Annotated in this window: 29 protein-coding genes; 19 read left to right on the plus strand and 10 right to left on the minus strand. The window is 74.8% G+C overall.

What is annotated here, in order from left to right:
* Positions 1–25: 25 nt before the first annotated feature.
* Together BLS70_RS11355 and def are read right to left on the minus strand one after the other, a co-directional pair.
* Positions 26–688, minus strand: a complete 663-nt coding sequence (locus BLS70_RS11355) for an HAD hydrolase-like protein (RefSeq protein ID WP_218122381.1) — start codon at positions 686–688, stop codon at positions 26–28.
* Positions 685–1242: a peptide deformylase gene (def, locus tag BLS70_RS11360; RefSeq protein ID WP_091767573.1), complete on the minus strand. Its 558-nt coding sequence runs from the start codon at positions 1240–1242 to the stop codon at positions 685–687. Before def ends, BLS70_RS11355 begins: the two co-directional genes overlap by 4 nt.
* A gap of 43 nt (positions 1243–1285) precedes the next feature.
* On the opposite strand from def, the gene BLS70_RS11365 reads away from it, so the two are divergent.
* The 4 genes from BLS70_RS11365 (at position 1286) to BLS70_RS11380 (ending at position 5121) form a co-directional block, all read left to right on the plus strand.
* Positions 1286–2239 (plus strand): cobalamin biosynthesis protein, encoded by a 954-nt coding sequence (locus tag BLS70_RS11365; RefSeq protein ID WP_091767576.1) that lies wholly within the window; start codon positions 1286–1288, stop codon positions 2237–2239.
* Between the two features lie 212 nt (positions 2240–2451).
* Entirely contained in the window at positions 2452–2838 is a 387-nt protein-coding gene (locus BLS70_RS11370; protein ID WP_091767579.1) for an ANTAR domain-containing protein, read from the plus strand.
* Positions 2839–2959: 121 nt separating this feature from the next.
* A complete protein-coding gene (locus BLS70_RS11375) occupies positions 2960–3628 on the plus strand; it encodes a lysophospholipid acyltransferase family protein (protein WP_091767582.1) in 669 nt (222 codons plus the stop codon).
* Entirely contained in the window at positions 3625–5121 is a 1497-nt protein-coding gene (locus BLS70_RS11380; protein WP_091768430.1) for a cobyric acid synthase, read from the plus strand. The genes BLS70_RS11375 and BLS70_RS11380 overlap by 4 nt, the downstream gene beginning before the upstream one ends.
* Here BLS70_RS11380 and BLS70_RS11385 read toward each other — a convergent pair.
* Positions 5118–5504, minus strand: a complete 387-nt coding sequence (locus BLS70_RS11385) for an acyl-CoA thioesterase (protein WP_091767585.1) — start codon at positions 5502–5504, stop codon at positions 5118–5120. The genes BLS70_RS11380 and BLS70_RS11385 overlap by 4 nt on opposite strands.
* 40 nt (positions 5505–5544) lie before the next feature.
* Between BLS70_RS11385 and BLS70_RS11390 the strand changes: the two genes are divergently transcribed.
* Together BLS70_RS11390 and BLS70_RS11395 are read left to right on the plus strand one after the other, a co-directional pair.
* Positions 5545–6180, plus strand: a complete 636-nt coding sequence (locus BLS70_RS11390; RefSeq protein WP_091767587.1) for an MSMEG_1061 family FMN-dependent PPOX-type flavoprotein — start codon at positions 5545–5547, stop codon at positions 6178–6180.
* A gap of 64 nt (positions 6181–6244) precedes the next feature.
* On the plus strand, positions 6245–6670 hold the full coding sequence (locus BLS70_RS11395; protein WP_091767589.1) for a VOC family protein: 426 nt from the start codon (positions 6245–6247) through the stop codon (positions 6668–6670).
* Position 6671: 1 nt separating this feature from the next.
* Here BLS70_RS11395 and BLS70_RS20465 read toward each other — a convergent pair whose 3' ends face one another.
* Entirely contained in the window at positions 6672–6869 is a 198-nt protein-coding gene (locus BLS70_RS20465) for a hypothetical protein (RefSeq protein ID WP_143030395.1), read from the minus strand.
* A gap of 176 nt (positions 6870–7045) precedes the next feature.
* Here BLS70_RS20465 and BLS70_RS11400 point away from each other — a divergent pair, with 176 nt between their 5' ends.
* Positions 7046–7543 (plus strand): type II toxin-antitoxin system PemK/MazF family toxin, encoded by a 498-nt coding sequence (locus BLS70_RS11400; RefSeq protein ID WP_091767592.1) that lies wholly within the window; start codon positions 7046–7048, stop codon positions 7541–7543.
* A 7-nt stretch (positions 7544–7550) separates the two neighbouring features.
* Here BLS70_RS11400 and BLS70_RS11405 read toward each other — a convergent pair whose 3' ends face one another.
* On the minus strand, positions 7551–7766 hold the full coding sequence (locus BLS70_RS11405; protein WP_255362410.1) for a DUF8847 domain-containing protein: 216 nt from the start codon (positions 7764–7766) through the stop codon (positions 7551–7553).
* Positions 7767–8037: 271 nt separating this feature from the next.
* On the opposite strand from BLS70_RS11405, the gene cobT reads away from it, so the two are divergent.
* Together cobT and cobA are read left to right on the plus strand one after the other, a co-directional pair.
* A complete protein-coding gene (gene cobT / locus BLS70_RS11410) occupies positions 8038–9081 on the plus strand; it encodes a nicotinate-nucleotide--dimethylbenzimidazole phosphoribosyltransferase (protein WP_255362448.1) in 1044 nt (347 codons plus the stop codon).
* On the plus strand, positions 9081–10400 hold the full coding sequence (cobA, locus tag BLS70_RS11415; RefSeq protein ID WP_091767597.1) for a uroporphyrinogen-III C-methyltransferase: 1320 nt from the start codon (positions 9081–9083) through the stop codon (positions 10398–10400). The genes cobT and cobA overlap by 1 nt, the downstream gene beginning before the upstream one ends.
* Before the next feature lie 18 nt (positions 10401–10418).
* On the opposite strand, the gene BLS70_RS11420 is transcribed toward cobA, so the two are convergent.
* The gene (locus BLS70_RS11420) at positions 10419–11087 is read right to left on the minus strand and encodes a class F sortase (protein ID WP_176946371.1); all 669 of its coding nucleotides are present in this window, start codon (positions 11085–11087) and stop codon (positions 10419–10421) included.
* Entirely contained in the window at positions 11065–11853 is a 789-nt protein-coding gene (locus tag BLS70_RS11425) for a hypothetical protein (RefSeq protein WP_143030396.1), read from the minus strand. The genes BLS70_RS11420 and BLS70_RS11425 overlap by 23 nt, the downstream gene beginning before the upstream one ends.
* A 316-nt stretch (positions 11854–12169) precedes the next feature.
* Between BLS70_RS11425 and BLS70_RS11430 the strand changes: the two genes are divergently transcribed.
* The 3 genes from BLS70_RS11430 to BLS70_RS11440 are packed head-to-tail and all read left to right on the plus strand — an operon-like array spanning position 12170 to position 14239.
* Positions 12170–13096 (plus strand): ABC transporter ATP-binding protein, encoded by a 927-nt coding sequence (locus BLS70_RS11430; protein WP_091767606.1) that lies wholly within the window; start codon positions 12170–12172, stop codon positions 13094–13096.
* Positions 13093–13947, plus strand: a complete 855-nt coding sequence (locus tag BLS70_RS11435) for an ABC transporter permease (protein WP_091767608.1) — start codon at positions 13093–13095, stop codon at positions 13945–13947. The genes BLS70_RS11430 and BLS70_RS11435 overlap by 4 nt, the downstream gene beginning before the upstream one ends.
* A 4-nt stretch (positions 13948–13951) precedes the next feature.
* A complete protein-coding gene (locus BLS70_RS11440) occupies positions 13952–14239 on the plus strand; it encodes a helix-turn-helix transcriptional regulator (protein WP_091767611.1) in 288 nt (95 codons plus the stop codon).
* A 3-nt stretch (positions 14240–14242) separates the two neighbouring features.
* On the opposite strand, the gene ygiD is transcribed toward BLS70_RS11440, so the two are convergent.
* Positions 14243–15094, minus strand: coding sequence for a 4,5-DOPA-extradiol-dioxygenase (gene ygiD, locus BLS70_RS11445; RefSeq protein ID WP_218122382.1), 852 nt, complete (start codon positions 15092–15094; stop codon positions 14243–14245).
* A 59-nt stretch (positions 15095–15153) separates the two neighbouring features.
* Entirely contained in the window at positions 15154–16299 is a 1146-nt protein-coding gene (locus BLS70_RS11450) for a PucR family transcriptional regulator (protein WP_091767614.1), read from the minus strand.
* Positions 16300–16374: 75 nt separating this feature from the next.
* Between BLS70_RS11450 and BLS70_RS11455 the strand changes: the two genes are divergently transcribed.
* Genes BLS70_RS11455 through BLS70_RS11470 form a run of 4 tightly spaced genes read left to right on the plus strand, consistent with a single transcriptional unit; the run spans position 16375 to position 19565 of the window.
* A complete protein-coding gene (locus BLS70_RS11455; protein WP_091768440.1) occupies positions 16375–17676 on the plus strand; it encodes an alkyl sulfatase dimerization domain-containing protein in 1302 nt (433 codons plus the stop codon).
* Positions 17676–18035, plus strand: a complete 360-nt coding sequence (locus tag BLS70_RS11460; protein ID WP_091767618.1) for a YidH family protein — start codon at positions 17676–17678, stop codon at positions 18033–18035. The genes BLS70_RS11455 and BLS70_RS11460 overlap by 1 nt, the downstream gene beginning before the upstream one ends.
* Positions 18032–18373, plus strand: coding sequence for a DUF202 domain-containing protein (locus BLS70_RS11465; RefSeq protein ID WP_091767621.1), 342 nt, complete (start codon positions 18032–18034; stop codon positions 18371–18373). Before BLS70_RS11460 ends, BLS70_RS11465 begins: the two co-directional genes overlap by 4 nt.
* 31 nt (positions 18374–18404) lie before the next feature.
* Positions 18405–19565, plus strand: a complete 1161-nt coding sequence (locus BLS70_RS11470; protein ID WP_091767624.1) for an acyl-CoA dehydrogenase family protein — start codon at positions 18405–18407, stop codon at positions 19563–19565.
* Positions 19566–19588: 23 nt separating this feature from the next.
* On the opposite strand, the gene BLS70_RS11475 is transcribed toward BLS70_RS11470, so the two are convergent.
* Positions 19589–20290: a (2Fe-2S)-binding protein gene (locus tag BLS70_RS11475; protein ID WP_091768443.1), complete on the minus strand. Its 702-nt coding sequence runs from the start codon at positions 20288–20290 to the stop codon at positions 19589–19591.
* 140 nt (positions 20291–20430) lie between these two features.
* Here BLS70_RS11475 and acs point away from each other — a divergent pair, with 140 nt between their 5' ends.
* The 3 genes from acs (at position 20431) to BLS70_RS11490 (ending at position 23972) form a co-directional block, all read left to right on the plus strand.
* Entirely contained in the window at positions 20431–22383 is a 1953-nt protein-coding gene (gene acs, locus BLS70_RS11480; protein ID WP_091767628.1) for an acetate--CoA ligase, read from the plus strand.
* A 154-nt stretch (positions 22384–22537) separates the two neighbouring features.
* A complete protein-coding gene (locus BLS70_RS11485; RefSeq protein WP_091767631.1) occupies positions 22538–23038 on the plus strand; it encodes a phage holin family protein in 501 nt (166 codons plus the stop codon).
* A gap of 7 nt (positions 23039–23045) precedes the next feature.
* On the plus strand, positions 23046–23972 hold the full coding sequence (locus BLS70_RS11490; protein ID WP_091767634.1) for an alpha/beta fold hydrolase: 927 nt from the start codon (positions 23046–23048) through the stop codon (positions 23970–23972).
* The last annotated feature ends 79 nt before the right edge of the window (positions 23973–24051 follow it).

Raw genomic sequence — 24051 nt, forward strand, 5'->3', positions numbered from 1 at the left:
ATCGTGCGTCACGACGGCACGGAGCTCAGCCCATTTTCCGCAGGAGCGACAGCACGTCGGCCGGACCGGCGGCGACGGCCGCGGCACCCGCCGCCTCGAGCTCGCCGTCCTCGGCCGGGCCCCACCCCGCCCCGATGCAGGGCAGACCGTGGGCGGCGGCACCGAGGACGTCGTGGGAGCGGTCGCCCACGAGGACGGGGCCGTGCCCTCCGGGATGGGCGGCGAGGGCCGCCGCGACGACCTGGTCCTTGTGCCGGACGGCCCCGTCCAACGTCGCACCGTGGACGGTCGCGAAGGAGGACAGGAGGCCGGTGTGCCCGAGGACACGGAGGGCGAAAGGCTCCGGCTTGCTCGTGGCCACGGCCAGGATCACGCCCGCCTCGGCGAGGGCCTCCAGCAGGTCGGGCACGCCGTCGTGGACGGTGACGTCCAGGACGGCGCCGGCCGCGTAGTGCTCCCGGTAGGCGGCCACCGCACGCGCCACGTCCGCGGCCGGGACGCCCAGCACCAGGGCGAAGCCGTCCTGCAGCGGTGGTCCGACCATCGCGCGGAGCTGCGTCGGCGTCGGCTCGGGCAGCCCGAGGACGGTGGCTGCGTGCCGGACGGAGGACGAGATGCCCGGCGAGGAGTCGACCAGCGTGCCGTCGAGGTCGAACAGGACGAGGCGGCCGTCCAGGCCGACGCTCACGCGGGCAGGTCGCCCGCCGGACCGGCCGCCTCCGCGAGCAGGCGGTCCCGTTCCTCCTCGGGGAGCCGGTCCACGTAGACGATGCCCTCGAGGTGGTCGACCTCGTGCTGGAGGCACCGCGCCGCCATCCCCGTCGCCTCGATGTGCACCGGGTCGCCGTTGACGTCGACCCCGTCCACCCGCGCGCGGAACGCCCGGGCCAGCTCGGCGTAAGGACCCGGCACGGAGAGGCAGCCCTCCTCGGTGACCTCCTCGGCGGGTTCGCCGTCCACGGCCTCGAGGAGCGTCAGCGTGGGGTTGACGACGTAGCCGACCACGTCCTCGCCGGCGGCGTCGGGGCAGTCGATGACGAAGATCCGCGCGTCCACGCCGATCTGGTTGGCCGCCAGGCCCACCCCGTCGGCGGCCTCCATGGAGGCGAACATGTCGAGCAGCAGGTGGCGGAGGCCGCGGTCGAAGGCGGTCACCGGTGCGCAGGGACGGTGCAGCACGGGGTCGCTGCCGTAGGTGACGATGGGCCGGGCGACGCCGTCGTAACGGCCGGGCAGACGCATGACGACCGATCCTAGGGAGGTCTCCCCGGGACGGGCGGGCACCATGACGCCCGTGGACGTCCCGACCGCCGCCGGCCTGGCCCTCGGCTCCGCCGCCGATCTGCTGCTGGGAGATCCGCGGCGCGGGCACCCGGTGGCCGGCTTCGGGTCGGCCGCCGCCGCGCTGGAGCGCCGGACCTGGCGGGACGACCGGATCGCCGGCGTCGGCCACGTCCTCGTGCTCACGACGGCCGCGGCCGCGCTGGGGACGGCGCTGCAGCAGGCGACGGGGTCGCGGCCGGTGGCGCGCACGCTGGTCACCGCGGCCGCGACGTGGACGGTGCTCGGTGGCACCTCGCTGTCTCGCACCGCCGGCCGGATGGCGGACGCCCTCGACGACGGCGACCTGCCCCGGGCACGCGCGGTGCTGCCCTCGCTGGCCGGCCGCGACCCGAGCGGCCTGGACACCGGCGAGCTGGCGCGGGCGACAGTCGAGTCGGTCGCGGAGAACACCTCCGACGCCGCCGTCGCCCCGCTGTTCTGGGGTGCGGTGGCGGGCGTCCCGGGGCTGCTCGCGTACCGGGCGGTCAACACGCTGGACGCGATGGTCGGCCACCGTTCGCCGCGCTACGAGCGCTTCGGGTGGGCCTCCGCGCGGCTCGACGACGTCGCCAACTGGGCCCCCGCGCGGCTGACCGCCGCCCTCACGGTCGCCTGCGCCCCACTGGCCGGCGGGTCCGCCGCCGGCGCCCTGCGCACGTGGCGCGCGGACGGCGCCGCGCACCCCAGCCCCAACGCGGGGAGGTGCGAGGCGGCGCTGGCCGGCGCCCTCGGGCTGCGGTTGGGCGGCCGCAACGTCTACGGATCCCGGGTGGAGGACCGGCCGGTGCTCGGCTCCGGACGGCTCCCGGAGGCCGGCGACGTCCGCCGGGCGACGCGGCTGTCGACCGCGGTGTGGACGGCGGCGGCGGCCCTCGCCACCGGCGCCCGGCTGCTCCGGTCGGCCCAGCGCCGCTGAGCCGATGGGTGCACCCGCTCGCACTGGGTGACGGCGCGACGCGGAGTCGGACAGCCCGGCTCCGGCTCCGGCTGCGGAGCGCGCGGCACGGACGTACCGTCCTCGGCATCGGAGCGGCCGCCCCCGCCCGGGGCGGTGGATCCGCGGAGGTCGAGCCAGCGGCTGCGTGGTCCTGCCGGGGATCCGGTACGCCTCTCGCTGGAGCGAGCGTCATGTCCTCTCCCACGCTGCCGCGCCACCGGCTGCGGTCCCGACGTCCCCTCACCACCCCCGACCCGCTGCCCGAACCGGACGGCCCGGCTCCTGCGCAGGCCGACGCCGACCGCGCGGCCGCGCTGGAGCTCGAGGTCGCGCAGCTCCGCGCGGCCATGGCCAGCCGTGCCGCGATCGAGCAGGCCAAGGGCATCCTCATGCTGCTCACCGGCTGCACCGACCAGGTGGCCTTCGACCTGCTGTCGCACATCTCCGGGCACACCCACCGCAAGCTGCGGGACGTGGCCCAGGCGATCACGGCGTCGGCCTCGGGCGGGGCCGGCCTCCCGGCCGACATCCGGGCGATCCTGCGCGACGCCTGCCCTCCCGGCACCTCCCGGGCCTGACCTCCGGCACGGCCGGGGCGGCCTGCGCGCAGCCGTCCCGGGCCGTCCGCGAGAATGCGGACGCGCACGTGCCGTGCGCCCCTGCCGGCGGTCGACGGCGGGCCGAGGAGGGGAGCACCCGGTGTTCTACGTCATCGCCCGCTTCGTCATCCGCCCGCTGCTGTGGATCCTGCTCCGGCCCCGGGTCACCGGCCGCGAGAACGTGCCCCTCGACGGGCCGGTGATCCTGGCCAGCAACCACCTGTCCTTCATCGACAGCATCGTGATCCCGATCGTGGCCCCGAGGCGGGTCGCGCTGCTGGCCAAGGCGGAGTACTTCACCGGCGGTGGCATCTCCGGCTGGTTCACCCGCACGCTGTTCACCGCCCTGGGCGCGCACCCGGTCGAGCGGGAGACGCACCGGGCCGCGCAGGCAGCGCTCGACACGGCACTGGGCGTGCTCGACAGCGGCCTGGCCTTCGGGATCTACCCCGAGGGCACCCGCTCGCGGGACGGGCGACTGGCCCGCGGCAAGACCGGCGTCGCCTGGCTGGCTCTCACCGCGGACTGCCCGGTCGTCCCCGTCGCGGTGCACGGGACCGACCGCGTCCAGCCGATCGACGCCCGCTGGCCCCGCCCCCGTCGCGTGGCCGTGACGTTCGGGAAGCCGATGACCTTCCCCGAGCACCGCGGACTGGCCGGCAAGGGCCGGGCCCGGCGCGAGGTCACCGACGCGATCATGGAGGAGATCGCCGCCCTCTCCGGTCAGGAGAAGGCCGGGTGGGGCACCCCTCCCGGAGCTGCCGCGTGAGCGGAGCACTGCTCGTCGCGGGCACGACCTCGGACGCCGGCAAGTCCCTCGTCACCGCCGGGATCTGCCGCTGGCTGGTCCGCCAGGGCGTCTCCGTGGCGCCGTTCAAGGCGCAGAACATGAGCAACAACTCGATGGTCACCGCCGACGGCGCGGAGATCGGCCGCGCCCAGGTCATGCAGGCCGCCGCGGCGCGGGTCGAGCCCGAGGCCGCGATGAACCCCGTGCTGCTCAAGCCCGGCGGCGAGAACTCCAGCCAGGTCGTCGTCCTGGGCCGCGCGGTGGGCGAGGTGACGGCGCTGTCCTACCGACCGCGGAAGGCGGCGCTGATGGAGCAGGTGCTGGCCAGCCTGGCCGACCTGCGGGAGCGCTTCGACGTCGTCGTCTGCGAGGGCGCGGGCTCCCCCACCGAGATCAACCTGCGGGCCGACGACATCGCCAACATGGGCCTGGCGACGGCGGCCCGGCTCCCCGTGGTGGTGGTCGGTGACATCGACCGCGGCGGCGTCTTCGCCGCGTTGCACGGCACCGTGGCGCTCATGCCCCCCGGGGACCAGCGGTTGGTCGCCGGATTCCTGGTCAACAAGTTCCGCGGCGACGTCCGGCTGCTGCGCCCGGGGCTGGAGCGGCTCGCCGAGCTCACCGGCCGTCCGACGCTCGGCGTGCTGCCCTGGCTGGCCGACCTCGAGCTCGACGTCGAGGACTCCCTCGGCCTGGACGCACCGCGCTCGGCAGCCGGCCCGGCACACGGTGAGGACGTGCTGCGGGTGGCGGTGGCGCGGCTGCCCCGCATCTCCAACTTCACCGACCTGGACGCGCTGGGCGCCGAGCCCGGCGTGCTGCTCCGCTACGCCACCCGTCCCGAGGAGCTGGCCGACGCCGACCTGGTGGTGCTGCCCGGGACCCGCGCCACCGTCGCCGACCTCGGCTGGCTGCGCGCCACCGGGCTGGCCGACGCGGTGTGCCGACGGGCCGCGGACGGCGTCCCGGTGCTGGGCATCTGCGGCGGGTTCCAGATGCTGGCCCGCACCATCCACGACGACGTCGAGTCGCGGGCCGGCGTCGTCCCCGGCCTCGGGCTGCTGCCGACCGAGGTGCGGTTCGCGCCGGCGAAGACGCTCGGCCGCCCGGTCGGCTCCGCGCTCGGCGAGCCGGTGACCGGCTACGAGATCCACCACGGCGTCGCCACGCTGGACGACGGCGCGGAGCCCTTCCTCGACGGCGCCCGTGCGGGGTCGGTCTTCGGGACGACGTGGCACGGTGCGCTGGAGAACGACGGCTTCCGCCGGGCGTTCCTGCGCGAGGTGGCCGGACTCGCCGGCCGGCGCTTCCTCCCGGCACCCCGCACCGACTTCGCCGGCATCCGGGAGGCGCGGCTGGACCGGCTGGGCGACCTGGTCGCCGAGCACGCCGACACCGACGCGCTGTGGCGGTTGATCGAGCAGGGGCCGCCGGCCGGTCTGCCTCTCCTGCCGCCCGGCTCGGGCTTCTAGCCGGCCAGGCGCGCGCGGAGGTCGTCCGGCCAGGGGGCGGACTGCCCGCCCGTGAGGCACACGTAGGTCGTCCGCACGGTGCAGCACAGCCGCTCGCCCACCCGGATCGTGAAGCGCACGGTCAGGCTGGTGCGGCCCAGCTTCTCCAGGTCCGCATCGACCTCGACGACGTCGCCGAGCCGAGCGGACGACGTCCACTCCAGCGTGCTGGCGACCACGACGTACTGGTAGCCCTCGGCGCCGAACCGGCCCCAGTCGATGCCGCGCCCGGTCCACCACGGCGTGAGCGCCTCGTCGGCCCACACCAGGTAGTGGGCATTGAAGACGATGCCCTGCATGTCGCACTCGACGAACCGGACCGGAGCACTCCACACCTGAGGCACGAGGCGCCACGGTAACGGGGCCGCCGGTTACCGTCGTCGCGTGGATGCCGTCACCGCTCCGGATGCCCAGCCCACCGATCCCGATGGCCGCGCCGTCGTCGACGGGTACCGGGCCCCGGGCGGGCTGGTGCTGGACAAGGTGATCGACCACCTCGACCCGCACTGCCGCGAGTTCATCGCCCACTCCCCCTTCGCCACCCTGGCCACCGCCGACCCCGAGGGCTGGCCCGAGATCTCGCCGCGCGGCGGGGACCGTGGTTTCGTGCACGTCCTCGACGAGCACCGGCTCGCGCTGCCCGACCGCCCGGGCAACAACCGCGTGGACAGCCTGCGCAACCTGGCGGCGAACCCCCGGGCGGCGCTGATGTTCTTCGTCCCCGGCGTGGACCAGACGCTGCGCGTCTACGGGACGACGTCGCTCGTGCGGCACGAGGACCTCGGCGTCGACCTCACCGAGTTCGGCCGGGCGCCGCTGTCGGTGCTGGTGCTGCACGTCCGCAAGGCGTTCTTCCAGTGCCCGAAGTCGGTCATGCGCTCGGGCCTGTGGGACCCCGCGCAGCGGGTGGCACCCGGCACGCTCACCCCGTTCGGCCGGGTGATCAAGGACCACTGTGCCCTGGAGTCCGACCTCCCCGACGACGCGACCATCTGGGCGGACCTGGCCCAGGAGCTCTAGCCGGGAGCCCTGCGCCAGGAGTCGAGGCCCTTGGAACGTCGGTGCCCTGCCTTAGCGTCCGGGCATGGCGTTCGATCTCCAGGTGGTCGTGGACTCCACCGCCCCGCACGAGCTCGCCGACTGGTGGGCCGAGGCGCTGGGCTGGCAGGTGGAGCCGCAGGACGAGGCGTTCATCACCCGCATGGTGCAGGCGGGTGCGGCGAGCGAGGCCGACACCATGCGGCACCGCGGCGCGCTGGTGTGGTCGCTCGGCGCGGCCGTCACCTCGCCCGAGCCGGGGCGGCCGCGGGTGCTCTTCCAGAGGGTGCCCGAGGAGAAGACGGTCAAGAACCGGCTGCACCTCGACGTCCGGGTGGGGCCGGAGCGCCGCGAGGAGGAGGTGGCCCGGCTGGTCTCCCTCGGCGCCACCGAGCTCTGGCGGGGCGCGCAGGGCCCGATGTCCTGGGTGACGCTGGCCGATCCGCAGGGCAACGAGTTCTGCGTCGCCTGACTCAGCTGTCGGGCAGGTCCCGCTGCAGCTTGCGGTCGGCCACCGCCCGCTCGGCGAGGAGCCTGGCCCGCTGCGTGCGGGGTCTGCGGCCGTTGCCGAGGTAGCGCGCGTCCTCGACGAGCTGGAAGGCGGCCAGCACGCTGGCCTGCACCTCACCAGCCCGTGGGACGGCGGGGCGCACCGGCTCTGCCGACGTCATGGGGACCCCTCTTCCCAGGGAACCGCCACGACCGCCTGTCCCGACCGAACCCGTGCCGGAACGGATTCCCCGGAAAACGGTGCGCCAACCACTCAGTGACGGGATGGTGCCCATGCGTCACACAGGTCACAGCGGACACACCGCCGGCGGCCGGCGGAACCCGTAGCGTGCGGCGCATGGCAGCGCGGCGAGGGCTCCGTTCGGCGGTGCGGTCGGTGCTGGACCTCGTACGGAGGACGGGCACCGAGACCGGCACGAGGACGGGCACGAGGACGGGCACCAGGTCCACCGCGCCCGACGTGCAGTACCGGCCCCGGGACGACGACGCGGCCGACCCCGGCGAGATCGTGTGGGCGTGGGTGCCCTACGACGAGGGCGACGGGCGCGGCAAGGACCGCCCGGTGCTGGTCATCGGACGGCGCGGGACCGACCTGCTCGGGCTGATGCTCAGCAGCCAGGACCACGACCGCGACGCCGCCGACGAGGCCCGCCACGGCCGGGTGTGGACCGACCTGGGCACCGGCGCCTGGGACGCGCGGGGGCGGCCCAGCGAGGTCCGGCTGGACCGGCTGCTGCACCTCGCGCCCGGGGACGTGCGCCGCGAGGGCGCGGCCCTGGACCGGGCGCGGTTCGATCGCGTCGTGGCCGAGGCCCGCCGCGTGCAGGGGTGGTGAGCGCCGCTCAGTCGGCGACGGACTCATCCCGGGCGTGCTGGTCGGCGCGCGGGCGCACGGTGTAGACACCCGCCCCGTCCGCGAGCGTCTGCAGGTCGTACCGGTGGACGACCTTGGGCCCGCCGTGCAGGTGCACGTGCGTGACCGTCGGGAGCGGTTCGCCGTGGCGGGCCGGGCGGATCTCCACCCGCCCGTCCAGCGGACCGCCGACGTACAGCAGCACGGCGTCGTCGTCGGCCGGCTCGGCCCCGGTTCCAGCATCCTCGGACAGGTCAGCGCTCCCTCGCTCGTTCCGCGACCAGCCAGAGTAGGCGCGGAACGGGGACCGGTGCCTGCTCGGCGGCCTCCCGGCGGGACGCGGTGAGCGCCGGGCTGGTGCTCGGGGAGCAGACGGCACCGGCGCGTCTGCGATCCTTGGACGCCGTCCCCGCGACCGAGGAGTTCCGCTGAGCACCGAATCCGCCCTGTTCGCCGGCACCCTGCTCGGCGACACCATCGCCGCGATCCGCCCGCGGGACGCCGCCGCCGAGCGCGCCGCCCGCGAGCGGCTGGACCGGATGACGAAGCCCGTCGGGTCGCTCGGCGTTCTGGAGGACGTCGCCGCGCAGCTCGCCGGCATCGCCGGCCGATGCCCGGCCCCCCTGCCCGAGCCCGCCACCGTGGCCGTCTTCGCCGGCGACCACGGGGTGCACGCCCAGGGTGTGACGCCGTGGCCGCAGGAGGTCACCGCCCAGATGGTGGCCAACTTCGTGGCCGGCGGCGCCGTGGTGAACGCCTTCGCCGCCGGGCTGGGTGCGCGGGTGGTCGTCGTGGACGTCGGCGTCGCCGTCCCGCTGGACGCCATGCCGTCGCTGCTGGACCGCAAGGTGCGGCCCGGGACCGCCGACCTGTCCGTCGGCCCGGCCATGACCGTCGACGAGGCCCGGCAGGCGCTCGAGGTCGGCATCGATGTGGCGACGACGCTCGCGGCCGACAGCGGGTGCCTGATCACCGGCGACATGGGCATCGCGAACACCACCGCCTCGGCCGCCCTGGTCTGCGCCTTCACCGGCGCGACCCCGGCGACGGCGACCGGGCGCGGCACCGGCATCGACGACCCCACGCTGGCCCGCAAGATCGAGGTCGTGAGCCGCGCGGTGGCCCGGGTGCCGGCGCGGCCGACGACGCCCGAGGCGGCGCTCGCGGTGCTGGCCGAGCTCGGCGGGCTCGAGCACGCGGGCCTGGCCGGCTTCGTGCTGGGCGCGGCCGCCGCTCGGGTGCCGGTGCTGCTGGACGGTGCGATCGCCGGCTCAGCGGCGCTGGTGGCCGCGGCGCTGTGCCCGACGGTGCTCGACTACGCGCTGGCCGGGCACACGTCGGTCGAGCCGGGGCACGCGGTCGCGCTCGAGAGCCTCGGCCTGCGCCCGCTCCTCGGACTCGACCTGCGGCTCGGCGAGGGCACGGGGGCGCTGCTGGCGCTGCCGCTCGTGACGAGCGCCGCCCGCGCGCTGCGTGACGTGGCCACCTTCGACTCCGCCGGCGTCACCGAGAAGAGCTGATGGCCACCGGGACTGCGGGCGACGGCGGCGAGCCCTCGGCGACTGCTCGCCCGGCCGGCCCCGGTGGGGCCGTCTACCCCGTCGGGCTGCGCCTGCTGGACCGGCGGGTGGTGGTCGTCGGCGGCGGTCAGGTGGCACACCGCCGGGTGGCCGGGCTGCTCGAGGCGCGGGCTCGGGTGACGGTGGTCAGTCCCGAGGTGACCCCCGCGCTGGAGGCGCTGGTCGCCCCCGGGTCGCTGACCTGGCTGCGCCGGCGCTACGAGCCCGGTGACCTCGACGGCGCCTGGTACGCCGTGGCCGCCACCGACGACCCGGGTGTGAACGCGGCCGTCGCGGCGGAGGCCGAGAGCGCCCGCATCTTCTGCGCCCGGGCCGACGACCGCGCCTCCTCCAGCGTCTGGACCCCGGCCACCGGCCGGCACGGCGACCTCGTCGTCGGCGTCCACGGCGGCGGCGACCCGCAGCGGGCGATCGCCGTCCGCGACGCCGTGGTCACCGGGTTGACCGACGGCACCGTGCCCGACCGCATCTCGCGCGAGGCGGCCGCCGGCCGCGCGGGCGCCGTCGTGCTGGTGGGCGGCGGCCCGGGCGATCCCGCGCTGATCACCGTGCGCGGGCGCCAGGCGGTGGCGCAGGCCGACGTCGTCGTGGCCGACCACCTGGCACCGCTGGCCCTGCTCGCCTCGCTGCCGGAGGACGTCGAGGTCATCGACGCCTCCAAGCTGCCCCGCGGGCGGTCGATGGCCCAGGAGCAGATCAACGAGCTGCTGGTCTCCCGCGCCCTGGCCGGCAAGCGGGTGGTGCGCCTCAAGGGCGGGGACCCGTTCGTGTTCGGCCGCGGCATGGAGGAGGTCGAGGCCTGCCTGGCCGCCGGCGTGCCCGTCGAGGTGGTGCCCGGGGTGACCAGCGCGATCGCCGTCCCCGCCCTGGCCGGCATCCCGGTCACCCACCGCGGGATGACCCACGAGTTCGTCGTCGTCTCCGGTCACCTGCCGCCCGGTCATCCGCAGTCGCTGGTGGACTGGCCGGCGATCGCGCGGCTGCGCGGCACCGTCGTGGTGCTCATGGGGGTGGACACCGCACCGGCCATCGCCGCGGCGCTGGTCGAGCACGGCCGCGCCCCGTCGACGCCCGTGGCGGTGGTGAGCGACGGCTCCACCCCCACCCAGCGCACGGTGCGGACCACGCTGGCCGGGTTGCCCGCGACCCTCGCCGCCGAGGACATCCGGCCGCCGTCGGTCTGGGTGGTGGGCGATGTCGTCTCGCTCGCACCGGGGCTCGGAGCCGACCCGGCAGGGACGGCCGACACTCCCCGCTGATCCCGGGGCGCCCCGGGATCAGCGGACGACGGTCGCGAAGACCACCGTGTTCTCCGTGCTGGTCCCGGCGTCCTCCACGAACTCCCCGCCGCAGGTCACGAGCGCGACGTCGGCTCCCGCGGGGTGGCCGTTGAGGGTGTCGGCCAGCGCGGACGTGGCCTTGTCCAGGCCGGTGACCGGTGATCCGAGGACCTGGAGGCGCAGCACGGCGCCGTTGCCGTCGCGCAGGCTGACCTCGTCCCCGGGCCGCAGGGTGTGCAACTGGTCGAAGACCGCGCCGCCGCTGTTCTGCTGGTGGCCGAGGATGACCGCCATCTGACCCGAGCCCGGCTGCGGCCCGTCCGACCACCACGAGGTGGTCTCCATCGACTCCGGCACGCCGTAGCCGGCGACCGGCTGCCCGGTGAAGGGGTTCTCGTACTGCACCGTGCCGCGGGACTCCACGACGGTGTCGACGTCGATCGCCGGGATGGTCAGCCGGGCGGGCTGGATCGCTCCCGCGGCGACGAGCTCCCCGGCCGGCACCGCGGCGTCACCCGCGACCGGTGCCGACGCACCGGGGGCCGGCCGCGGAGTGGTCTCCGCGTCCGGCCGCCCGGCGACGACGAACAGCAGTGCGAGGCCGGCCGCCAGGACGACCAGGAAGGCGCCGACGGCGCGGAGATCAATCCCGCGTACGAACCGCACGGCCCCGCATCCCGTATCCAGCAGCGCCGGCCGCCACGAGGACCAGCCCGCCACCCAGGGCGGTCAGCGGCACCGAGACGTCATCGGCTCGCGCCGTGTCCGCACCGGTCGGCGCGTAGCCGGGGTAGGACACCGGCTGGGCCACCGGCTGCGCCGCGGGCGGGGAAGCCGCCGGAGGCTGGTTCGTACCACCGCCCACCGGCGTCACGGGGGCGGGCTCCTCGGGCTCCTCGCCGGCCGGCGGGGTGGGCACACACTTCTCGAGCGATGCCAGCACCAGCTCGAGGCCACCGATGATGTCCTCGGACGGACCGGCCTCCCCCTCGCCGGGGGTGAATCCGGTCAGGAGGTCCTCGATGAGCGTGGGCAGCGCGGTCGGGTCCGCCTCGCTCAGCTCGACCAGGAAGGCCTCGAGCTCTGCTGCGTACTCCTCGAACTCGAGCAGCGCCGCCAGGCCCGCTCCGAACTGCTCGAGTCCGGCAGACACGCCCTCGATGCACTCCGCGGAGAAGCCCGCCTGCGCGAACAGTGCCTGCAGCTCCGCGGGAACCTCGAACGGCGGGGGCTCCTCGGCGTCGTCCGGCGCAGTGACCTCGGGGTCCGTGGCCTCAGGGTCGTCGGTCCCCGGCTCCAGCGGGTTCGTCACGGGCAGATCGCCGGTCGCCTGTTCGACGACGTCACCGAGGGCGTCGGTCACCGGGTTCGCCGGGACCTCGGGTTCCGCGTGGGCGAGGCCTGTCGGGACGAGCACGAGTGCAGCGGCCATGCCGGACGCCACCAGGGCACGACGCCCATGACGCGGAAGGGTGGAGGTGCGCAGAGACAAGTGTGACTCCCGGTTACGAACAGGTGAGTGAGCGCCCTCACTGTCCGAAGGGTCTCCGACCCTCGCCAGTCCGGACCTGCGCTTTCGCCCCGGAGCAAGGTGCGTCGTGACCCAGCGCACGCGAAGTGGGACGGACCGTTCCCACTCCCGCCGCGCGACGGCGCTCCCCGGACCACGCGATCTCCACGTCGATTACGTGGTTGTGCTGTCGATGTAGCACTCCTACTATCAGCCGCATCGACGAGAGGGGCGGCGCATGAGCTCGACAGCCGACGATGCGGTGATCTCCGTCCGCGGGCTGCGGATGTCCTACGGCTCCCACGAGGTCCTCACCGGCGTGGACCTGGACGTCCACCCCGGCGAGGTGGTCTGCCTGCTCGGGCCGAACGGCGCAGGCAAGACCACGACCATCGAGGTGCTGGAGGGCTTCCGGCTGCCCTCCGACGGTCAGGTGCGGGTGCTCGGTGAGGACCCGGCCACCGCCGGCGACGCGTGGCGGGCGCGGGTGGGCGTGGTCCTGCAGTCGTGGCGCGACCACGCCCGGTGGACGCCGCGCGCCCTGCTCACGTCCCTGGGCGGCTACTTCGCCCCCTACTCGACACCCGAGCGCGCGCGCCCCTACGACGTCGACGAGCTGCTGGTCACCGTGGGTCTGGGCGAGCACGCCGATCGCCGGATCGGCACGCTGTCCGGCGGCCAGCGGCGCCGCCTGGACGTCGCCGTCGGCATCATCGGCCGGCCCGAGCTGCTCTTCCTCGACGAACCGACGGCCGGCTTCGACCCCCAGGCCCGGCGCGACTTCCACGACCTCGTGCACCGGCTCTCCGACCTGGAGGGGACCACCATCCTGCTGACCACGCACGACCTCGCCGAGGCCGAGAAGCTGGCCGACCGGATCCTGATCCTGGACGACGGCCGGATCGTCGCCGACGGCAGCGCCGAGGAGCTCACCCGCCAGGTCGCGGGGACGTCCGAGGTGCGCTGGGCCCGGGGACGGGAGCGGTTCGTGCACCCCACCGACGACGTCGTCGGCTTCGTGCGGCGGCTGTTCGAGCAGGAGGGCGACGCGCTCACCGACCTCGAGGTCCGCAAGGCCAGCCTGGAGGACACCTACCTGGCGATGGTGCAGCGCTCGCAGCCCGACGCCCCCTCGACCGCACGCCTCCAGGAGGTGACCTGGTGAACGCCACCCGCCATGCGATCGGTCTCGGCCTGCGCCGCGGCTGGACGGAGTTCCTGCTCAGCCTGCGCAGCCCCCAGGACCAGGGCTTCTACCTGTTCACCGCCGTCGGCACGCTGGCGTTCCTGTGGTTCAACCGCGACAACGAGCTCGAGGGCACCGCGCTGCTGTACCCCACCTACGCGCTGCCGAGCATCCTCGGGGCGCTGCTGGCCTTCGGGGTCGTCATCGGCCCCGCGTTCGCCCTCGCGATGGAGCGCGAGGACGGCACGCTGCTCCGGCACAAGGCACTCCCCCACGGCATGCAGGGCTACGTGACCGGCCAGCTCACCTACCACTCGCTGAGCCTGTTCCCGTCGCTGCTGACCATCCTCGTGCCGAGCTTCCTGCTCTTCGACGGGCTCATGCACGGCGGCGCCGCGGGCTGGCTCACGGTGGCGTGGGTCGTGGCGCTCGGCCTGCTCGCCACCCTGCCGCTGGGGATGATCCTGGGCTCGATCGTGCCGAGCACGCAGAAGGTCGGCACCTGGGGAATGCTGCCGATCATGGTCCTCACCGCGATCTCGGGGATCTTCTTCCCCATCCAGTCGCTGTGGGGATGGGTGCAGGGCGTGGCCCAGGTCTTCCCGACGTACTGGATCGGGCTCGGGCTGCGCTCGGCCTTCCTCCCCGACTCCGCGGTCACCCTCGAGCTGGGCGACTCCTGGCGCACCGGCACCACGGTCGCGGTACTGCTCGCCTGGGCCGTGGTCGGCGCCCTGCTCACCCCGCGGGTGCTGCGCCGGATGGCCCGGCGCCAGTCCGGCTCGACGGTGGAGGCTGCGCGCGAGGCCTCGCTGCAGTGGGTGCGCTGACCCGGTGACCCCTGATGCCACGGGTGAGCGCTCGGGCGACGCCGTGCACAACCGGATCGCCCTGCTGCGCGCCGAGCAGCAGGTGACCCGCCGGGAGCTCGCCGATGCCCTCGGCGTCCACTACCAGACGGTGGGCTACCTGGAGCGCGGCGAGTACAACCCGAGCCTGCACCTGGCGCTGCGCATCGCGGAGTTCTTCGGCGTCCCGGTGGAGGCGGTCTTCTCCACGCGGCCCTTCCCCCGCATCACCGACCTGCACCGGACGGCCGCGGAGCCGCCGCGCACCGCCTAGCGGTCAGATGTTGGCGCCGTCGGGCGGCGGGTCCGGTGGCAGGGGCGCCGCCATGCCGGATCCGGACGACGCCGGTGCGCCCATGCCCAGTGTGTAGGCGGTCATCGACAGCGAGCCGTAGGCGTAACCGTCGACCAGCACCTCGGCGGGCCTCCCTGCCTCCCGCGCCAGCCCCGCCAGGTAGAGCAGCGGCAGGAAGTGGTCCGGCGTCGGGACGGCGAGGCCGAAGTCCCGGTGCCCGTCCAGCCGGGCGACGCCGGCCGGATCCGTGAGCATGTGCTCCTTGGCCTGCTGGTCGAACCGCTGCGCCCAGTCGAAGCCGGCGTCGGGCATCGCCCGGCTCACCCCGCCGAGGTTGTGTACGACGTTGCCGCTGCCGATCACCAGCACCCCGCGCTCCCGCAGCGGGGCGAGGGCCGCGCCGAGCTGGAGGTGGTAGTCGAAGGACTTCAGCGCGTTGAGCGACAGCTGGACCACCGGGATGTCCGCCTCAGGGAAGGCGTGCAGCAGCACCGACCAGGTGCCGTGGTCGATCCCCCAGCTGTCGACGTCGGCGCCGACCCACGTCGGGTGCACGACCTCGACGATCTCGTCGTACAGCTCGGGGAGGCCGGGCGGCTCGTAGCGGACGTCGAAGAGCTCGCGCGGGAACCCGTAGAAGTCGTGGATCGTCCGCGGCCGGGGCATGGCGGTCACGGCCGTCGCCTGCATGTACCAGTGCGCGGAAATCACGAGGATGGCCCGCGGGCGGGGCACCGAGCGGCCGAAGGCGCGCCAGGCCTCGGTGTAGCGGTTCTTCTCCAGGGCGTTCATCGGGTTGCCGTGACCGATGAACGCGGCCGGCATCACCGTCATGCGACCCTCCCCGGTCGACGCGTCCCCGATCATGCCCCGGCCGCAAGTCATCGCGCAGCTCAGCCGAGGGCCCGGTGCACCACGAGCGCCGCGCCGAACAGCTGGATGCCGCGGGAGGACCGCGGGTCGACGCCGGTCAGCTCGGCGATCCGGTCCAGGCGGTTGTCGACGGTGTTGGCGTGCACCGCGAGCACCCGGGCGGCGTCCCGCCGGTTCAGGTCGGCGTCGAGGAACGCGACGAGGGTGGGCAGCAGCTCGCCGTGCCCGGACAGCGGGGCCAGCACCGCCACCAGCTCAGCGGCGCTGTCGACGGGGTGGGTGAGGTGGTACTCGAGCAGCACGTCGGACAGCCGGTGCACCCCCGGACGGCCGGCCACGACGGCGATCCGGTCGGCCCGTGCCGCGGCCGCCGGCACGCCCGCGGGCGAGGACGCCGACGCGGCCCCGACGACCGGTGCGCCCGCGTCCACGGCGGGGAACCGGCGCGCCAGCTCCTCGACCGGGAAGGACGCCGGCAGGAGCACGAACCCGCCGAGGTCGTCGCGCAGGCTCAGCGCCCTCCCGTCGGCGCGGGGGGCGGCGTGCCCCAGCACCCACCGCAGCGCGGCCCTGGCGGCGGCCGGGTCGCCGTTCCCCGCACCCCGCACCCGGAGCACCAGGTAGCCGCTCTCCAGCGGCAGGCCGTAGCGGGCCGCGACGTCCGCCGGCCCCTCACCGCGGAGCAGCGCCCAGGTGAGCTCGCGGACGGCGACGTGCTGGTCACCCGCGCCGGTCAGGTACGCCTCGGTCACCTGGGTGACGGCCGCCCCCACGGCGCGCAGCTGCTCGCGGGTGAGCCGGAGCAGCGCGGCCTCCTCACCCGGCAGAGCCGCCTCGGCGAGCGCGTCGACCACGACCTCGGCGCCGACGGAGTAGGTCTGGACGAGCGCCGCCAGCGGCACGCCTTCCTCCGCGCGCTGCACCGCGCGCCGCCGGGACAGCCCCGTGTCCCGGCCGGGCAGGCCCTGCGCGTGCTCGAGGAAGGCGCGGATGGCGGACCGCGCCGTCGCGGCGACCTCGACGTCCTGCACCTCGCTGGGCAGCCGGTCGAAACCGGGCACCTCGGCGCGGATCCGCTCCACGACGCGGCGGGCCAGCCGCGGGACCTGCGGGACCAGCCGCGCCGCCAGAGCGGCGGCCTGCTCGTCGGCCCCGGCTTGTGACATGTCACAACGGTAGCGGTCCCCGGCTGGCCCTCCGGCCGGTTGCCCGTCCCGCTCCGGGGCGCCACGGTGGACGGCATGACACGCTCCCTCACCGACTACGCCGACGACGTCTGGAACGGCGCCGCCGACGACAACATCGCGCAGAGCGGCTCGGGCGGGAGCGGCGTCCTCGACGTCGCCGACGGCGTGGGCTTCCACCCCGGCTTCGGCAACGTCATCACCTTCCGGGCCGGCGGTGAGCTGGTGCTGTTCGACAGCGGCAACCCGATGGGCGCCCCGGCGCTGCACTCCGCGATCCGGCGGTGGAGCCCGGATCCGGTCAGCACGGTCGTCTTCTCGCACGGGCACATCGACCACGTCTTCGGCGTGGGCCCCTTCGACGCCGAGGACACGCCCCGGCCGACCGTCGTCGCCCAGGAGCTCATCGGTGACCGGTTCGACCGGTACGTGCTGACCAACGGCTACAACGCGGTCATCAACCAGCGGCAGTTCCAGGCGCCGCAGCTCACCTGGCCGACCGAGTACCGCCGCCCCGACGTCACCTACCGGGACGGCATGACGCTCACCCGCGGCGGGCTGACCATGGAGCTCTTCCACGTCCAGGGCGAGACCGACGACGCCACGGTCGGCTGGCTGCCCGAGCAGCGCATCCTGTGCCCCGGCGACATGTTCATCTGGGTGACGCCGAACTGCGGCAACCCGCAGAAGGTGCAGCGCTACCCCCGCGAGTGGGCCATCGCGATGCGGCGGATGGCGGCGCTGGGCGCGGAGACCATGCTGCCCTCGCACGGCGCGCCGATCTTCGGTGCCGACCGCATCCGCCAGGCGCTCACCGAGACCGCCGAGTGGCTGGAGAGCCTGGTCGAGCAGACCCTCGACGGCATGAACGCCGGGGCCCGCCTGGACGAGCTGGTGCACGCCGTCAAGCCACCGGAGCACCTGGCCGACCGGCCCTACCTGCGGGCCCGGTACGACGAGCCGGAGTTCATCGTCCGCAACCTCTGGCGGCGCTACGCGGGCTGGTACGACGGCAACCCGGCCAACCTCAAGCCCGCCCCCGACCGGCAGCTCGCCGCCGCGGTGGCCGAGCTGGCCGGCGGCTCGACCGCCCTGGCCGACGTCGCCCGCCGCTACGCCGACGCCGGCGAGCTGCGCCTGGCCGCGCACTTCGCCGAGCTGGCCGTGCAGGCCGACGACTCGGACACCGCCGCCCACGCCGCGCGGGCCGAGGTCTACGACGCCCGGGCGAAGGCCGAGGAATCGCTCATGGCGCGCGGGATCTTCACCTGGGCGGCGGCCGAGTCGCGCAAGGTCACCGAGGGCACGGGACCGCAGGCCGGACCCTCGGCGCGGCTCCTGGCGCCGAAGCAGGACTAGTGGGGCGCTGGCCGGCGCGGGTCTACGGGGAGGGCACCGAGCCGGATCCGCGGTTCACCTTCGCCAACGAGCGGACCTTCCTGGCCTGGCTGCGGACCGCGCTGGCGCTGGTCGTCGCCGGCGTGGCGGTCGACGTCCTGGCCGAGTCGGGGGACGCCGACGCCGACGGGTACCGCCCGCTCGCGGCCGCGCTCATCGTCCTCGGCATGGCTGCCAGCGCGGCCGCCTTCGCCCGGTGGATGGCCAACGAGCGGGCGATGCGGCGGCGCGAGCCGCTCCCCGGCCTCGGCCTGGGGACGGTCCTGGCCGGGGGCATCGTGGCGATCGCCCTCGGCCTGGTGCTCCTGATCCTGCTGTGAGCGCACGATCCGCGCGCCTCCCACCGTGGGACCCCGGCCTGCAGCTGGAGCGGACGACCCTGGCCTGGCGCCGGACCGTGCTCTCGGGCTACGGCGCGTCCCTGCTCATCGGCCGCCTGCTGCTGGACCGCTCGCCGGTCGTCGCCGTGGCGCTCGCCGCCTGCACCACCGCCCTGGTCGCGGTGATCGGTGCCCGCGCCGCGCTGCGCTCCCGCACGGCGGACGCCCGGCTGCGCCGGAAGGAGGCGCTGCCCGATGCCCGCCTGTACGTGGCGGTGGCCGCACTGATCCTGCTGGTCGGCGTGATGGCGCTGGCCGTGGTCGTGCTGCGCCCCTGACCCGCCCTGCCCGACCTGGTAGGACGACGGGATGAGCAGCGACGACGACGTCCGCGGCGCGGTCCGCGCCTGGCTGGCCGAGCACTGGGACCCGGCCCGGGACCGCGCCGGGTGGCTCGCCGCCGTGGTGGACGCCGGGTACGCCGTCCCGCGCTGGCCCCGCGCCGCCAACGGCCGCGATCTGCCGGACGCGCAGGCGCGCATCGTCGAGGCCGAGTTCGCCCGCGCGGGCGCCCCCGGCAGCGGCCAGGACCGGACCAACCTCTGGGCCAACACCCTGCTCTCCCACGGCACGGCCGAGCTCCGCGAGCGGCTGCTGCGGCCGCTGCTGGAGAACCGGGTGCGGATGTGCCTGCTCTACAGCGAGCCGGGGGCCGGGTCCGACCTCGCCGGGGTGCGCACCAGCGCCGTGCTCGACGGGACCGAGTACGTGGTGGAGGGCCAGAAGGTCTGGACGTCGAACGCGGCCGGCGCCGACTACGGCATGCTGCTCGCCCGCACCGACCCCACCGCACCCAAGCACCGGGGTCTCAGCTTCTTCTTCCTGCCGATGGATCAGCCCGGGGTGCAGGTCCGGCCGCTGCGGCAGATCACCGGAGAGGCGCACTTCAACGAGGTGTTCCTGACCGGCGTCCGCGTGCCGGCGTCGAACATGCTGGGTGAGCCCGGGCAGGGCTGGCGGGTGCTGCTGACCGCGCTGGCCTACGAGCGGGTCGCGCTCGGCCAGGCCAACCTGGGGGCCATGACCCGCGCGAACGGGCGCGCGGAGGCCGACCTGGTCGAACTGGCGCGGCGGCACGGCCGGGACGGCGACGTGCTGCTCCGCCGCGACATCGCCCGGGTCGTGGCCCTGCGCTCGGTGAACCGCTGGAACAACCAGCGCGCGCAGGCGCAGGCCGAGCAGGGCAGCTCCTCGCCGCTGGCCTCGCTGGGCAAGCTGGCGATGTCGCGCATCGTGCACGAGACCGGGCGCGTGCAGTCGGCGATCGTCGGGCCCCAGGCGCTGCTGGAGGGGCCGGACCACCCCGACGGCGACGACGCCAACTTCGCGTCGATGAACGCCTACTTCACCTCGATCGGCGGGGGCACCGACCAGATCCAGCGGAACATCATCGGCGAGCGGCTGCTCGGCCTGCCCCGGGAGCCGGAGATCGACCGCGACGTCCCCTTCCAGGACGTACGGCACTCCTGAGGGTGCTCACGGCGCCGTTCGCCTCACCAGCGACGCGCCGCTCGCTCCAGCAGCGCGCGCCGCTCCCCCGGCGGGCGGCGCGGGCAGGACGTGCACATCGACCCGGACGGCAGCTCGTAGAGCAGGCAGCACGAGGCCCGGCGGGTGAACCGGGCGCCGCCGACGTCCTCGTACCGCGGCACCGGCAGCGGGGCACCGATCGCCTCGGCCAGGGCGCGCGCCCGATCCGTCGACGCGGCGGGATCACCCGCCGCCCGGCCGAGGTCGAGCAGCCGGTTGGCCAGGGAGTCGGTGGCGATCGCCCACAGCGGGCGCTCCCGGACACCGCCGGCCTCGGCGACCGCCGCGACGACCGCGGCCAGGGACGCGCGCAGGTCGTCCGCCGGGTACGGGGCGCCCGCGGTCGCCAGCGCCGCGATCGGCACCTCCCCCGGCAGCAGGGCCACGGTCAGGTCGGCCAGCCGGGCCGAGAGCGGGATGCCGGCGACCAGGCCGGCCAACGGCGGCGTCACCAGGACCGAGGAGGCCGAGTACCACCACACCGTCGCGAGCACCCGGCGGTCGACCGGCCGCCGCGGTGCACGCGCCTCGAGCACCCGCGCCGTCCACGCGGGATCCGCCAGCCGGTCGGCCGGCACCAGCGCCGCCCCTGGCGGGACGAGCAGCCCGAGGGCCCCGGCCCCGGGGAGCCGACGCACCACGGCGTCCTGGTCCGGGGTCTGCACGCGGCCAGTCTGACCGGCCGCCGCACGGAACCGGCCGCCCACCGTCCCGGGGATCACCAGGGCGCCCGGAACCCATACCGTGTGACCCGAGCCACGTCGCGTCGCCGGGCTCCGACGACGCCGGACCGCGGAGGTAGCGCATGAGCGAGACGAGCCAGCCCACCGAGAGCCGGACCTTCCCGCCGCCCGAGGCCCTCGCCGCCCGGGCCAACGTGGGCCCCGGGGTGTACGAGGAGGCGGCGGCCGACCGGCTGGCCTTCTGGGCGCAGCAGGCCGGGCGGCTGTCCTGGGACCGGCAGTGGGACGAGGTGCTCGACTGGAGCAACCCGCCCTTCGCCAAGTGGTTCGTCGGCGGGAAGCTCAACGTCGCCTACAACTGCGTCGACCGGCACGTCGAGGCCGGCCACGGCGAGCAGGTCGCCTACCACTGGGAGGGCGAGCCCGGCGACACCCGGACGATCACCTACGCCCAGCTCAAGGACGAGGTCTCCCGGGCCGCGAACGCGCTGACCGAGCTCGGCGTGCAGGCCGGCGACCGGGTCGCCATCTACCTGCCGATGATCCCCGAGGCGGTGATCTCGATGCTGGCCTGCGCCCGCATCGGCGCCGTCCACATGGTCGTCTTCGGCGGCTTCTCCGCCGACGCCCTGGCCAGCCGGCTCGACGACGCCGGCGCGGTCCTGGTCATCACGGCCGACGGCGGCTACCGGCGCGGCGCCCCCAGCGCCCTCAAGCCCGCGGTCGACGACGCCGTGGGCCGCTCCCCCGGCGTCCGCAACGTGCTCGTGGTCAAGCGCACCGGCGAGGACGTCGAGTGGACCGAGGGCCGCGACCTGTGGTGGGACGACGTCGTGGGCCGCCAGTCCCCCGACCACACCTGCGAGTTCTTCGACGCCGAGCACCCGCTCTACATCATGTACACGTCCGGGACGACGGCGAAGCCGAAGGGCATCCTGCACACCTCGGGCGGCTACCTCACGCAGGTCAGCTTCACCCACTGGGCGAGCTTCGACCTCAAGCCCGACGAGGACGTCTTCTGGACCGCGGCCGACGTCGGCTGGGTCACCGGCCACAGCTACATCGTCTACGGGCCGCTCTCCAACCGGGCGACGTCGGTGATGTACGAGGGGACGCCGGAGACCCCGCACCGCGGTCGCTGGTGGGAGATCGTGCAGAAGTACGGGGTGACCATCCTGTACACCGCGCCCACGGTGATCCGCACGTTCATGAAGTGGGGCGAGGACGTCCCCGCCGGCTTCGACCTCTCCACGCTGCGCGTGCTGGGCTCGGTCGGAGAGCCGATCAACCCCGAGGCCTGGCTCTGGTACCACCAGAACATCGGCGGGGGTCGCTGCCCGATCGTCGACACCTGGTGGCAGACCGAGACCGGCGGCCACATGATCAACCCGCTCCCGGGCGTGACGACCCTGGTGCCCGGCTCCGCGCAGGTGCCTTTCCCGGGCATCTCCGCCAAGGTCGTCGACGACGAGGGCAACGAGCTGGCCGACGACTCGACCGGGCTGCTCGTGCTCACCGAGCCGTGGCCGTCGATGCTGCGCACGATCTGGGGCGACGACGCCCGGTACGTCGACACCTACTGGTCGCGCTTCGGGACGAACGTCTACTTCGCCGGGGACGGCGCCAAGAAGGACGCCGACGGCAACATCTGGCTGCTCGGCCGGGTGGACGACGTCATGAACGTCTCCGGCCACCGCATCTCCACGACCGAGGTGGAGTCCTCCCTGGTCGGCCACCCGTCGGTTGCCGAGGCCGCGGTCGTGGGCGCCAGCGACCCCACCACCGGCCAGGGCATCGTCGCGTTCGTCATCCTGCGCGAGAGCGGCGTCGACTCCGGCGACGAGCTCGTGCAGACGCTGCGCAACCACGTCGCCCGCGACATCGGCCCGATCGCCAAGCCCCGCCAGATCATGGTGGTGCAGGAGCTGCCCAAGACCCGCTCGGGCAAGATCATGCGGCGGCTGCTCCGGGACATCGCCGAGAACCGGGAGCTGGGTGACGTCACCACGCTGACCGACTCGTCGGTGATGAACCTGATCAAGGAGAAGCTCCCCGCCGCGCCTTCGGAGGACTGACGGAGGACCCGCTCGCCCCCCACCCTTCGCAGGCTCAGGTCGGGTCCCTGCGAGGGGGCCGGGGGTGCGGGGGCGCGCGCCCGGCCGTCGTGCGGCACCATTTCCTTGATCAGCACGACCCTGACCAGCTGTACCGATCGAAGGAGGAGCCCCCGTGGCCCACAGTGTGTCGCCGGCCCCCCGGGACTCGACGGCCGGAGCCGACGAGCCCTCCGTCGGGACCCTCGTGCAGAGCGCCATGGCCGACATCTCCACGCTCGTCCGCAGCGAGATCGAGCTGGCCAAGGCCGAGGTGGGCCGGTCGGCGAAGAAGGCCGGCATCAGCGTGGGCCTCTTCGGCGCCGCGGGCGTCCTGGCGGCGTTCGCCGGCATCTACCTCTTCGTCACGATCGCCGAGGCGCTCACCGCGCTGGGTCTCCCGCGCTGGGTCTCCTACGGCATCGTCACGCTGTTCTTGCTGGTCCTGGCCGGTATCTGCGCCCTCATCGGCAAGCGGATGATCTCGAAGATCGAGAAGCCCGAGCGCACGCTGGAGACCCTCTCCGACCTCCCCGAGGTGCTGCACCGCGAGGCGCCGGGCCAGCGGCACCGGGCGGTGCCCGAGGTCAGCAACGGCCGGGTCGTCCTGCGCGGCAACGAGTCGTACAAGGTCTGAGCCCCCGGTGACCGTCCCTCCGGGCGGGCAGCCGGACGCCACGAGCGTCCTGCTGCCCGGACCGTGGGCCCACCGCGACATCTCGGCCAACGGCATCCGGCTGCACGCGGCCGAGGCCGGCGACGGCCCGCTGGTGCTGCTGCTGCACGGGTTCCCGCAGTTCTGGTGGACGTGGCGGAGCCAGCTCACCGCCCTGTCCGGGGCCGGGTTCCGGGTGGTCGCCCCGGACCTGCGCGGGTACGGCGCCAGCGACAAGCCCCCGCGCGGCTACGACCTGCCCACCGCCGCAGCCGACGTCGCCGCGCTGGTGCGGGCCCTCGGCGAGCGGGACGCCGTCGTCGTGGGGCACGACTGGGGGGCACTGGTCGCCTGGACCATGGCCGCGCTGCACCCGCGCAGCGTCCGCCGCCTCGTCGTCCTCTCCATGGCCCACCCGCGCCGGCTGCGTGCAGGCATGACCGATGCGGCCCAGCGCCGGGCGTTCCGCTACTTCCTCGGTGCGCAGCTGCCGCGGCTGCCGGAGCGCCGGCTCACCCGCGACGACGACGACCCGGTGGCCGAGCTGCTCCGCGCCTGGTCGGGCCCCGGTTGGACGCGCACCGCGGACTTCGCCGAGTCCGTCGACCGGTACCGCGCCGCCGCTCGCATCCCGCAGGCCGCCTACGGCTCGATGGAGTACTTCCGCTGGGCCGGACGGTCGCAGCTGCGCCCGGACGGCCTCCGGTACGCCCGGCGCATGTCCGCGCCGATCTCGGCCCCGACGCTGCAGCTGCACGGCGCGCTGGACAGCTGCGTGCTGCCCGCGACCGCCCTCGGATCGGGCCGCTACGTCGCCGGCGCCTACGAGTGGCGAGAGCTCCCCGGCTTCGGCCACTTCCTCCCCGAGGAGGCCCCCGACCAGGTCAGCACCGCCATCGCCGACTGGGCCGCGTAGCGCAGCGGAGCCGCCCATGGCGACGCCATGGAACGGCCCCCCTTCAGGGCCCCGCCGCGAGCGGAGCGAGTGGTGGGGG

The organism is Blastococcus aurantiacus, assembly GCF_900102425.1.
Lineage (GTDB): Bacteria > Actinomycetota > Actinomycetes > Mycobacteriales > Geodermatophilaceae > Blastococcus > Blastococcus aurantiacus.